Origin of the sequence: Flavobacterium sp. (assembly GCF_028689845.1) — a bacterium.
In the GTDB taxonomy this organism is placed as follows: Bacteria; Bacteroidota; Bacteroidia; order Flavobacteriales; family Flavobacteriaceae; genus Flavobacterium.
Genome location: NZ_JAQVCH010000003.1, coordinates 50983 through 63818, shown reverse-complemented (window position 1 = coordinate 63818; position 12836 = coordinate 50983). Strand labels below are relative to the sequence as shown.

Annotated in this window: 8 protein-coding genes, 1 tRNA gene and 1 CRISPR repeat array (1 of these 10 running past the window's edge); of the genes, 6 read left to right on the top strand and 3 right to left on the bottom strand. The window is 32.9% G+C overall.

Annotated features, from left to right (window positions below):
- The first annotated feature begins 92 nt into the window (after nucleotides 1-92).
- Nucleotides 93-794 carry a dipeptidase PepE gene (pepE, locus tag PHR76_RS02185; protein WP_300057994.1) on the top strand — a complete coding sequence of 234 codons (702 nt, stop codon included), beginning with the start codon at nucleotides 93-95 and terminating at the stop codon, nucleotides 792-794.
- A 56-nt stretch (nucleotides 795-850) separates the two neighbouring features.
- Here pepE and PHR76_RS02180 read toward each other — a convergent pair whose 3' ends face one another.
- Nucleotides 851-1705 carry a hypothetical protein gene (locus PHR76_RS02180; RefSeq protein ID WP_300057992.1) on the bottom strand — a complete coding sequence of 285 codons (855 nt, stop codon included), beginning with the start codon at nucleotides 1703-1705 and terminating at the stop codon, nucleotides 851-853.
- A 252-nt stretch (nucleotides 1706-1957) separates the two neighbouring features.
- Nucleotides 1958-2030: transfer RNA gene (locus tag PHR76_RS02175), tRNA-Gly, on the bottom strand.
- A 364-nt stretch (nucleotides 2031-2394) separates the two neighbouring features.
- On the opposite strand from PHR76_RS02175, the gene PHR76_RS02170 reads away from it, so the two are divergent.
- Nucleotides 2395-3972, top strand: coding sequence for a L,D-transpeptidase family protein (locus tag PHR76_RS02170; RefSeq protein ID WP_300057990.1), 1578 nt, complete (start codon nucleotides 2395-2397; stop codon nucleotides 3970-3972).
- Here PHR76_RS02170 and PHR76_RS02165 read toward each other — a convergent pair.
- Nucleotides 3961-4668: a murein L,D-transpeptidase catalytic domain family protein gene (locus PHR76_RS02165; protein ID WP_300057987.1), complete on the bottom strand. Its 708-nt coding sequence runs from the start codon at nucleotides 4666-4668 to the stop codon at nucleotides 3961-3963. The two genes, PHR76_RS02170 and PHR76_RS02165, sit on opposite strands and share 12 nt — an antisense overlap.
- A 268-nt stretch (nucleotides 4669-4936) precedes the next feature.
- Between PHR76_RS02165 and PHR76_RS02160 the strand changes: the two genes are divergently transcribed.
- From PHR76_RS02160 to cas2, 4 genes are all read left to right on the top strand, one after another.
- Nucleotides 4937-7342, top strand: coding sequence for a DUF5916 domain-containing protein (locus tag PHR76_RS02160; RefSeq protein ID WP_300057984.1), 2406 nt, complete (start codon nucleotides 4937-4939; stop codon nucleotides 7340-7342).
- Nucleotides 7343-7396: 54 nt separating this feature from the next.
- The gene (gene gpmI, locus PHR76_RS02155) at nucleotides 7397-8914 is read left to right on the top strand and encodes a 2,3-bisphosphoglycerate-independent phosphoglycerate mutase (RefSeq protein WP_300057981.1); all 1518 of its coding nucleotides are present in this window, start codon (nucleotides 7397-7399) and stop codon (nucleotides 8912-8914) included.
- Nucleotides 8915-9029: 115 nt separating this feature from the next.
- Nucleotides 9030-9914, top strand: a complete 885-nt coding sequence (gene cas1 / locus PHR76_RS02150; RefSeq protein WP_300057978.1) for a type II CRISPR-associated endonuclease Cas1 — start codon at nucleotides 9030-9032, stop codon at nucleotides 9912-9914.
- Complete coding sequence (gene cas2, locus PHR76_RS02145) at nucleotides 9905-10234, top strand: CRISPR-associated endonuclease Cas2 (protein ID WP_300057976.1); 330 nt, start codon at nucleotides 9905-9907, stop codon at nucleotides 10232-10234. The genes cas1 and cas2 overlap by 10 nt, the downstream gene beginning before the upstream one ends.
- A 105-nt stretch (nucleotides 10235-10339) precedes the next feature.
- Nucleotides 10340-12836: a CRISPR direct-repeat array (repeat unit 36 nt; unit sequence AATATCGTGTTTTCTAATCTTTAATCAAACCACAAC); it runs 967 nt beyond the window's last position.

The window sequence follows — 12836 nt, the reverse complement described above, 5'->3', positions numbered from 1 at the left end:
CTAAAACCATCCCAAAAAGATGGTAATATTTTGTTAAACCAAAAAACGAACCAAAAAATTAATCTGTTATATTTGTAGTAAACGATTTTAAAATGAAAAACATACTCATTGCAAGCACTTCAACTGTACATGGCGGCAGTTATTTAGACTATTTACTACCAGAATTGAAAAATCATTTTTCTAAATGCAAAAGCCTATTATTTATTCCGTATGCCCGACCAGGTGGGATTTCAGAAGACGCTTATACAGAAAAAGTGCAACTTGTTTTTAAAGATTTGGGAATTCAAGTCCGTGGTTTACATGAATTTGATAATCCAGCAGAAGCCTTGAAAAAAGCGGAAGGAATTTTTACAGGCGGCGGCAACACGTTTTTATTGGTCTCTAAATTATATGAAAACAAGGTTTTGGACGTTTTAAAAAAGTTGATTGAATCGGGCACACCCTATTTAGGCACAAGTGCAGGAAGCAACATTTGCGGCATTTCGATGAAAACAACAAATGACATGCCTATTGTTTATCCACCTAGTTTTGACACGTTGAATGTAGTTCCTTTTAATTTGAATCCGCACTATTTAGATCCCGATTTGGGTTCGAAACACATGGGTGAAACACGGGAAACCCGGATCAACGAATTTCATCAATTGAATAGCGAGCCTGTTTTAGGATTGCGAGAAGGCAGTTGGCTAGATGTAAAAGGAGATTCGATTGTTTTGAAAGGAGAATTGACGGCGAGATTATTTAGAAAAAATCAGGATCCAATTGAGTTGAAACCAAACTCTGATTTACATTTTTAATTTTTCTGTCAATACTTAATCTGTTCCTAAAGCTAAAACACGTGTAAAAGTAAATTTTAATTCATTGTACAAGCTGTACAACCAGTGCAATAATAAGCTACATAACCAAACAATCCCTCTTTTTTCAAATCACAGCCGCTACCTGAACCACCGCAATCACATTTTTTTGGAGCTTCAACTCGTTGTAAATTAGTCATTAATTTACCTAAATTTGGGTCATTTGGTATAATTAGACCTATTTCAAAACCAAATAAATAGGTTTTGGCAAATACAAATTTGTCGTTATTTAAATTTTTCTCAAAATTGGGATTAGAAAAATCAGGCTTATCAACATGTTTGTAGACTAAATCATAAGTTCTTTTGATTTCATTTCTGAATGCAGCTACTTTAAAAATGCCTTTTTTTCCAATTTCTGACAAACTTGCTCTTTTAACAGTATCGGAATCGACCATATCATTTGTGGTATATAAAACACCTTCAATGACTTCATTACTTTTAACTTTACCATTCTTACCTGTGCAAGAACCACCACAAGTGCTCTGTAAGCAACCATATCCTAAATCTGCATTATAAAAAGTAGTACAACTTCCACCGCTTGAACAAGTACATGAATAACCTCCTCCATCATTAGCTACCTTAAATTCACCAGTTAACGTGTTATGCAAAAGAAATTGATAGCCTTTTGGCAATTCAAAAGCAACTTCATTTTTTTCTCTGTTAGTGTAATACCAAGCTGTACCAATAGGTAAATTAATTTCATTGCCTAACAAAGTAACTTTTTTCAGCACTTGTTTTTCTGGACTTAATTTCAAGCTCGCATCTTGTTCTGTATCTTTCTCACAAGAAGAGAGGGTTAAAACCATCAAAAAAATAACTAAACCAGAACTTAGGTTATAAAAAAATGTTTTCATATTTTCTTAAATTTGAAATTAATGAAAATAATTATTACTCTGGATATCCAACATAAAATTAATAAAATAAAAAAAACGAAAATATATGTTAACTCTTTTTTAACATTTAATAATATGACATATAGATAGTTACAAAAAATGCGTAGTTAAATTTAGACAAGAATTGTCAAGAATATTTTCAAAAAAATCGAATTATTTTCTTGATTTTTTTCATAAAAAAAACCCCAAAATTTCGTTTGGGGTTATTTGCAGAGCGGAAGACGAGGCTCGAACTCGCGACAACCAGCTTGGAAGGCTGGAGCTCTACCAACTGAGCTACTTCCGCATTTGTGAGTGCAAATATAGAAAAATAGTTTACTTTGATGCAAGTTTTTTTTAAAAAAAATTAATCTGTGTTATTTCTAATGGATAACCGTTTTATTTTTAAATTGTTATCCTTTTTAATTCATGTGATTTTGTCTAATTTTAATAGTATAACATCTAAAAACAGTACGTTTATCACTCCTTTATTGACTGGTAATTCTGAATGAAACTAAAAAAAACCAACTCAGCTGATTCATTTTATCTAAAATAAAGCAGTTGCGTTTTAATAAAAATTAAGTTACCTTACACAAACTATTGTCTAAAAAGAGATAATTGGCATCGCTTTTGTTAGAACTAAAAAAAATGATTAAGCATACGCCTATTTTATGAAATATACTTTTGTTTTTTTATTGCTTTTTTCCATGTTTTCTTGTCAAAAGGAGAAGAAAAAAAATAGTGTTATAAAAGCTCCTCCTGTTGTAACAGTTACTAACGAAGGGAAAATTATTTCTATTGACAGTCTTTTGGTTAGTCAAATCAAAGATTCATTGGTGCAGTCTTTTTACCGAGTCAATAACTACCAAACCGCTTGGCTAGATTACAACTGCCGTGAATCTTTACTTCGAGAACTGCAAAATGTCGAAGAGGAGGGATTAAATCTCAACGATTTTGACATAAAAAAAATTAATGAATTTGAAAAATCCATCAGCACACTTTCAGATAATGAATTAATCGCGTACGATATTTTATTAACTGAAAACTTGAATAGGTACAATCTCAAGGTTGCGAAAGGAACGTTAGACCCCAAAACGCTATACAAAGATTGGGACTTAAAAGCGAATAAGATTAATTTTGAAAAATTGCTACACCGCTTTCTAAAAAAAGATTCGTTTGATTATGCCTTATACCAAGTCAAACCGAATCATTTGGTTTATCAGAAATTAAAAAAAAGTTTAAAATTGTTAGAGAACTTTTCAGATCGACCCTTTCCCAAGTTGGAAATTAAAGATAAAATCGTCTTACAAGACACGAATTCGCTCTTGCCAGAAATAAAAAACAGGTTGGTTTATTGGGGCGATATGAAAAAAAGCGATTCGCTGACTTCCTTTTATGATGAAAACACGTTAAAAGGAATTAAAAAATTTCAATTGCGGCATGGTTTATCTCCCGATGGTGTGATTGGAAAAGGAACAATTTCTGCTTTAAATTTTTCCAAAAAGAAACGGAAAGAGCAAATCATCGCTAATATGGAACGCTGGCGATGGTATCCGCGAGAATTTGAAAAAGAGTACCTTTTGATTAATATTCCAGATTACACATTGGTTGTCATAAAAAACCGTGACACGATTAAAACGCACCGCATTATTGTGGGAAAAGCAAGCAGAAGCACGCCAATTTTGTCTTCAAAATTGAGTTATGTGGTATTTAATCCAACGTGGACGTTGCCGCCAACTATTTTAAAAGAAGATGTGATTCCGGCTGCGACAAGGAATCGGAGTTATTTTGCCAATAAAAAAATCACTATTTATGAAGGAAGCACAATTGTGAGTGCAGAGGATTGGAATCCTTCTAAAGCTAGGTCGTATCGCTACGTTCAATCGCCTGGAGTGAATAATTCTTTGGGGTTAGTTAAAATTATGTTTCCAAATCGGTTTTCGGTTTATTTACACGACACCAATTCTAGAGGTTATTTTGGCCGCGAAATTCGTTCGTTAAGTTCGGGTTGTGTTCGAGTTCAAGATCCGTTTGAGTTGACAGAAACCTTATTACACGATTCTATTCAATGGAATAAACAAAAAATAGATTCGGTTTTGGTGAATGCTAAAACTAAAAATGTCAATTTTAAGCAAGACATTTATCTTCATCTTTTATATTGGACAGCCTGGAGCGAAGGAAATACGCTTCAATTTAGAGACGATATTTATAATTTAGATGCCGCTCTTTATCAAAAACTACGAAATTAATTTAGAAGCAACTTTATAATTTCCTGAAGGATGATAAATAAATAAACACGATTGGTCTTTGATAATCTGGATGATTTCTGCCGTTAATTCTTGTGGCAAAGCAGGGCATCCTAAACTTCTCCCTAAACGTTTATTTTGTTTAATAAATGAAGTAGACACATAATCTGCTCCATGAATCACAACCGCTCTATCTCTAGCATTATCGTTTATTCCGCGTTCTACTCCGTCTAAACGTAAAGATTGGCCATGTTTACCTTGATAAACTTCGCCAGTGAGATAAAAGCCTAAGCTGCTTTGAAATGATTCAGATTTATTAGAAAACTTGTTTGCAAATTCATCTCCAGAATTTCTGCCGTGAGCCACTAAAGAATGGTATAAAATAGAATTGGAATCCATATCGATAACCCATAATCGCTTGACGTTTGAAGACAAACTAAAATCGATTAAGGTTAAAATATTATTGTGAATTAATCCTTTTTGTTGCAGTTTATAAAATCCTTCCAACGCATTTGAAAAACTTTCAAGCTGCGGGAGTTTAAAACTATTGGATTGTAAAGATTGGTATAACGAATTTGCTTTCGATTCGAAAGTTGCCGTTGTGTTTTCCGCAAAAATAGGAGCTTTAGTGGTATTTTTGGTTGATGAAGTAAAAGAAAATAATCCGAACAACAAAACCGATAATAACTTATAATTCATTGGTATTCTTTGGTTTAAAATTAGACTTGGGGTTGCAAACATAAAAATTAAAAATTTTAATACCAAATATAATTTGATATAAATCGTTATTTTTTAAGAAATTAAATCATTTTTTGGAAATTGAATAGCTAACGAAAAAATGAAATAAAAAGTATTTTAAAAGTGTAACAAATCTCAAATTTAACGTCTTTATAATAGAAAATCATAAGAAAATGATAAAGTCGAAGCCTTTTAATTGCCTTTTTTTACTTTTGAACATTATATAGATATGGTAAAAATTAAACTTTTTTTTATTTTGTTTTTTTTATTTTGCGGGGCACAAACAGCCTTTAGTCAGAAGAAAACAGCAAATGCTAAAAGAACTGCAGAAAATATTCTAATTGATGGAAAACTCAATGAAACGGCTTGGGACAACGTTCCTGTGGCAAATGAATTTATTTGTTTTGAACCTGACAATGGTGCATTAGAACAAGAAAATCAAAAAACCGAAATCAAAATTATCTACACAGACAATGCGGTTTATATTGGAGCCGTGCTTTATGACAATCAACCCCATAAGATTGATAAAGAAATTACACAACGTGATAATTTTGGAACATCCGATATTTTTGGTGTTTTTTTAAATGGATTTAATGATGGCCAACAAGATTTTCGCTTTTTAGTCACTGCTTCGGGCGTTCAGTTGGACTGTTTAGCTACCGAAAATGGAGAAGATTACTCTTGGGATGCCATTTGGAATAGCGAAGTTCGAATTACGGATACGGGTTGGATTGTAGAAATGGAAATTCCGTATGCTGCGTTGCGTTTTTCTAAAAATCAAATCCAAACATGGGGATTGAATTTTTTTAGAGAAATTAAACGAAATAGGTATTCGTACACTTGGAATCCAATTGACCGAGCAAAAGGAGCGACAATCAATCAAGCAGGAATTTTAGAAGGAATTACAAATATCAACACGCCAACTCGCTTATTTTTTATTCCGTACACTTCAGGGTATGTGGAATCTGTAAATAATGAAACAACAAGTACCGGGAAAGTCGGAATGGATATTAAATACGGATTAAATGATTCTTTTACCTTAGACGCTATTTTAATTCCTGATTTTGGTCAAACCGCTTTTGACAATGTAGAACTCAATCTGGGACCATTTGAACAACAGTTCAATGAAAATCGTCCTTTTTTTACGGAGGGAACTGATTTATTTTCTAAGGGAGATTTGGTCTATTCCAGACGAATTGGTGGCCCTCCCGCATCTTATCCGAATACGGGAGAAAATGAAACAGTCACTGAATATCCGAATACGGTTGATTTGATTAATGCCGTAAAAATTTCAGGAAGAACCGCTGACGGATTGGGAATAGGATTTTTAAATGCCGCGACTCAAAAAACCTATGCAACCATCAAAAACACAGAAACGAATGAAGTAAGAAAAGAACTTGTGGAGCCTTTTACCAATTATAATGTATTGGTTTTTGACCAACGATTTAATCAAAATTCATCGGTTTCGTTTATCAACACCAATGTGAGTCGCTTTGGCGATTTTCGTGATGCCAACGTAACAGGTTTAGTTTACGACATCAACACTAAAGGAAATAAATTTAATGTTTCTGGCGATTTAGAAATGAGCAGTATTTATGATGATGAAAAACCAAATGGTTATACGGCTTATCTCAATTTGGGAAAAACTTTTGGGAAATACCGTTATTCATTGGCCACAAAATATGTTTCAAAAGATTTTGATCCGAATGATTTAGGAATAAATTTTGTAACAAACTATCATAATTTATATGCTAATTTTAATTATCGCATTATAAATCCAACAAAATGGTATAATTCGTTTCGAATAAACACTAATTATTATGTAGAAATCGAGAATACAACGGGCAAGCTTCAAGACAATTGGATTAATGCGAATGTAAATTCCAGCACGGTGAAAAATGACTATTTTGGCTATGGTTTTTTAATTAGTCCGGTGGTGACGTATAATTTTTATGAGCCTCGTGTTCCTGGTCGTTACCTGGCTGTTCCTGCAACAGGGAATGCATTCATCTTTTTTTCATCTAATTACAACCGAAGATTTGCGATTGATATTGAGCCTTCATTTCGATATTTTGACCAAGAAAACAGACGCAATTACGACTTATTTGTGAGTCCGAGATACCGATTTAATGATAAATTCACTTTAATTTATAATGTGAATGTTTCAAAACAAAATAGTGATATTGGCTGGGTTGATCAAGTAGGAGAAAACATTATTTTGGCCGAAAGAGATCGATTTACTTTCACCAATGGTTTTTCGGGCAAATATGCTTTAAACAATAAAATGACTTTAAATTTAACCTCGCGTTATTATTGGTCTTATGCTGAAAATAAAAAGTTTCACACCTTACAAGACGATGGTACTTTTATCATTAACCCTAATTATACTGCAGATAAAGATTCTAATTTTACAATTTGGAATTTTGATGTTTCCTACTCGTGGTGGTTTGCACCTGGCAGTCAAATAACGGCTTTATATCGAAATAATGCTCAACTTTTTTCCAATAATATCGATAAAAACTTTGGCTCAAACCTCGATACCTTTTTAGATGATGATTTAAACCACATTATTTCTATCAGTCTTCGTTATTTCATCGATTATAATAAAGCCAAGAATTGGTTCAAAAAAGGATAAGTTATCGTAGCAAAAAACTACGACAATCTTTATCTTTGTTTAAAATTCATACCAATGAACAAAAAAGTTATCCTCATGATTCTAGACGGTTGGGGCCATTCACCCGATCCAAAAGTTTCTGCTATCGACCATGCCAAAACACCTTTTATAGATGCTCTTTACCACAACTATCCCAATGCCGAACTGCGAACCGATGGCTTAAATGTCGGTTTACCCGAAGGACAAATGGGAAATTCAGAAGTGGGTCACATGAATTTAGGTGCAGGTCGAATTATTTACCAAGAATTAACCCGAATTAATTTAGCTGTAGCTCATAAAACCTTAAACCAGGAAAAAGTACTACAAGAAGCTTTTGTTTATGCGAAAGAGAATAAAAAAGATATTCATTTTTTAGGATTGGTTTCAGATGGTGGCGTGCATTCGCATATCGATCACTTAAAAGGATTGGTTGATGCCACTCAAGAATATGGTTTAGATAACGTTTTTATTCATGCGTTTACCGATGGCCGTGATGTTGACCCAAAATCTGGGGTTCGGTTTATTTCTGAAATTGAAAATTATTGCAAAAACACAACCGTAAAATTAGCGTCAATCATTGGTCGTTATTATGCAATGGACCGTGACAGACGATGGGAACGGGTTAAAAAAGCATATGATTTATTGGTTAACGGCGTCGGAACATATTCGCATAACGCCGTAGATAGCATCCAAGATTCATATGCCAAAGACATTACCGATGAATTCATTGAGCCGATTCTGATGACTGACGAAAACAATAAACCGCTTGCTACAATTAAAGAGGGTGATGTTGTTTTGTTTTTTAATTTTAGAACAGATAGAGGAAGGCAATTAACCGAAGTTTTGACACAATTTGATTGCCATGAATTCAATATGCATCGGTTAAATTTATATTTTGTGACGTTGACAAATTATGATGAAACCTATCAAAACATCAAAGTGATTTATAATAAAGATAATATCACTGAAACCTTGGGTGAAGTTTTAGAAAAAAATCATAAAAAGCAAATACGAATCGCCGAAACAGAAAAATATCCGCACGTCACTTTCTTTTTCTCTGGCGGACGTGAAGAACCGTTTGAAGGTGAAACCCGAATTTTAAGAAATTCACCCAAAGTTGCCACCTACGATTTACAACCTGAAATGAGTGCGTTTGAACTAAAAGATGCTTTAGTTGCCGAATTAAAGAAAGAAGAAGTTGATTTTGTCTGTTTGAATTTTGCCAATGGCGACATGGTTGGACATACTGGTGTGATGGAAGCCGCCATAAAAGCGTGCGAGGCTGTTGACACTTGTGTGAGGGAAGTTATTGAAACTGCCTTAGAACACCATTATACCACAATTGTTATTGCCGACCACGGAAATTGCGAAACAATGATAAATCCCGATGGTTCTCCGAATACAGCACACACTACTAATCCGGTTCCGATAATTTTAGTAGATAAAGATTTGAAACACATTCAAAATGGCGTTTTAGGAGATGTTGCTCCTACCATTTTAGACTTAATGGGAATTGAAAAACCAGAAGCGATGACACGTCATTCTTTGTTGTAATGAGAATAACAAATGTAATTGAACCCGATATACTAGTTTTATATCGGGTTTTTTAATTAATATTTGCCTATGTAATTGATTTTCATAAACTTGAATTAATTATAAATAAATTCAGATGTTAAAAAAATCCATTTTACTAGAAAACAAAGCATCGCTAACATGCAAAAATTTACAACTAATTATTAAAACAGAAGTTAAAGAATCAAGCATTCCCATTGAAGATATTGGTTTTATTGTTTTGGATCATCCCGAAATTTATATCAGTTTACCAGCAATGAATTTATTGATTGAAAACAATTCTGCTTTCATCCTATGCAATTCCAATCACTTACCCAATGGCATGTTTCTAAATTTGAACAGTCACCATATTCAACAAGAGATTTTCAAGAAACAAATTGAAGCAACAGTTCCGCTAAAAAAACAATTGTGGCAACAAACCATTGTAGAAAAAATTAAAAATCAAGGCGTTTTATTAGAAAAAATAACGGATTCAAAAAATCATTTTGACTATTTAGCAAGTAAAGTCCAAAGTGGCGACACCTCAAATATGGAGGCTGTGGCAGCGAGTTATTATTGGAAATCATTTTTTGAGATTGATTTTAAGCGGGAACGATTTGGTGATTATCCAAACAATTTTCTCAATTATGGCTATGCGATTTTACGAGCGGCAACTGCAAGAGCATTATCAGGAAGCGGTTTATTGAATACGCTTGGTATTCACCATAAAAGTAAGTACAATGCCTTTGCTTTAGCCGATGATATTATGGAGCCTTTTCGACCCATCGTAGATGAAAAAGTGATGGAACTCATGGAAAATTTTCCTGAACAAGAACTCAATACACAACTTAAAGCGGAACTTTTAAAAATCCTAACCCGGACGGTTTATTTTAAAGAGGAAAAAAGTCCATTAATGGTCGCTTTGCAAAAAACAGCAAGTTCTTTACAACAATGTTATACTGGCGATCGGAAGAAAATAAAATATCCAAAATTATGGAGCTAAACGGATATCGAATTATGTGGCTATTTGTATTTTTTGATTTACCAACCGAGACAAAAAAAGACCGACGCAATGCTTCTGGTTTCAGAAAAAATTTACTGAAAGACGGTTTTAGCATGATGCAATATTCGGTATATGTACGACATTGTGCGAGCAGTGAAAGTGCTGACGTTCATGAAAAGCGGATTCACAAACTATTACCTCCTTTGGGAAAAGTTAGTGTTTTGCGAATAACAGACAAACAATTTGGCAATATCTTAAATTTTTGGGGCAAAGCAGAAGTCCCCAAAGAACCAATGCCAACCCAATTGGAATTGTTTTAAAATAAAAAAACACCTCAATTACAGCTTATCATCCTGTAAAAGAAGCGTTTTTTTAATCGATATTTACCTATATTCTCTTGATTACTAGAAGGTCACAAGCCAACTAATATCGTGTTTTCTAATCTTTAATCAAACCACAACAATATTATGAAAGTTATTATTTTAGGTCAGAATATCGTGTTTTCTAATCTTTAATCAAACCACAACTTTGTTTATCGAAAAGCTTTTTGGCGAAAAAATATCGTGTTTTCTAATCTTTAATCAAACCACAACCATTTCCGCAGACTTATAGAATTGTTTTTAATATCGTGTTTTCTAATCTTTAATCAAACCACAACTCTTCTGCAGTGGCTTGATATAAATCAAAGAATATCGTGTTTTCTAATCTTTAATCAAACCACAACACTGGCTCATTGCCCCAGAAAAAGAACAAAAATATCGTGTTTTCTAATCTTTAATCAAACCACAACCTCCTCCTGTACTAACTACTACTTCTTATAATATCGTGTTTTCTAATCTTTAATCAAACCACAACCTATTTACAGTGGCGACAGCTAATCCTGTAAATATCGTGTTTTCTAATCTTTAATCAAACCACAACTCTCATTTGTTCACGCAAGAAATACTCTCTAATATCGTGTTTTCTAATCTTTAATCAAACCACAACTCATCATCCAAAATAGAACCTTGAAGCTCTAATATCGTGTTTTCTAATCTTTAATCAAACCACAACCAGTTATCAGCTTGCTTTTCAATTTCATCAAATATCGTGTTTTCTAATCTTTAATCAAACCACAACCGGCATGCATATTATTACTTGTACACGTTCAATATCGTGTTTTCTAATCTTTAATCAAACCACAACGGGGCATTTAGAGAAATGTATTTGAGTTCAATATCGTGTTTTCTAATCTTTAATCAAACCACAACCACCTGACGGTTATTGTCAGCCATTATAAAAATATCGTGTTTTCTAATCTTTAATCAAACCACAACTGAACATTACACACTACTATTTTCACATGGAATATCGTGTTTTCTAATCTTTAATCAAACCACAACACTTAAACCCTACTATTAATTTAGTGGGGTTAATATCGTGTTTTCTAATCTTTAATCAAACCACAACCAATAAATACCATCTTCATCCTTCGGCAAAAATATCGTGTTTTCTAATCTTTAATCAAACCACAACTAAAAAGGCTATTGCTACCAATTGATGAACAATATCGTGTTTTCTAATCTTTAATCAAACCACAACTTTGTTAAATTCTCTAAATTTTTGGTAAGGAATATCGTGTTTTCTAATCTTTAATCAAACCACAACGGAAGTAGTAGGAAAAGTAAAAGTAGTTAAAATATCGTGTTTTCTAATCTTTAATCAAACCACAACTTGGAGATTGCAAGGTGATAAACGACACTAAATATCGTGTTTTCTAATCTTTAATCAAACCACAACACCTTATTGACCGTAAAAACGGAAGTCCGAAATATCGTGTTTTCTAATCTTTAATCAAACCACAACTTTGTTGATGCGTAAACTAAATTTAATCCAATATCGTGTTTTCTAATCTTTAATCAAACCACAACAAGAAAGTTGAAATAACAGAAACGGAATTAAATATCGTGTTTTCTAATCTTTAATCAAACCACAACAATGGAAACTCATCTACACCAAATGGATTTAATATCGTGTTTTCTAATCTTTAATCAAACCACAACGAGTCTGTTTACGATGTTTATAAATGTATTAATATCGTGTTTTCTAATCTTTAATCAAACCACAACCGCGTATCGGTATAGATCATTCCGGAATAAAATATCGTGTTTTCTAATCTTTAATCAAACCACAACAGTATAACTCATTACTTTCTGTTTTTAGATAATATCGTGTTTTCTAATCTTTAATCAAACCACAACCTGTTTATGGCAATTAGGCTGTCGGCTTTAAATATCGTGTTTTCTAATCTTTAATCAAACCACAACAGCATATTGCTTAGTCGTTTCTTTTGCTACAATATCGTGTTTTCTAATCTTTAATCAAACCACAACATTGATTCATTTCTTAATAAATTTTGTCTAAATATCGTGTTTTCTAATCTTTAATCAAACCACAACACATGTAAACTATACACGAACTATAAGCTAAATATCGTGTTTTCTAATCTTTAATCAAACCACAACATAAAAAATCTTGAATAATTTTTAGCCATAAATATCGTGTTTTCTAATCTTTAATCAAACCACAACGATAGAGAGTTTGCCTTTCAAAGGGTTAACAATATCGTGTTTTCTAATCTTTAATCAAACCACAACGTATCTTTAACGGTCTGACCTTTAATAGAAAATATCGTGTTTTCTAATCTTTAATCAAACCACAACTGCTGAAACTAAATCATTGTAATATTGTAAATATCGTGTTTTCTAATCTTTAATCAAACCACAACAAAAGCATTAAGTAACTGTCCTATTTCTCCAATATCGTGTTTTCTAATCTTTAATCAAACCACAACTCTTGAAACTCGATTTGTTTTTCGAGCACTAATATCGTGTTTTCTAATCTTTAATCAAACCACAACAATTGCGATAAAAATATTCATTG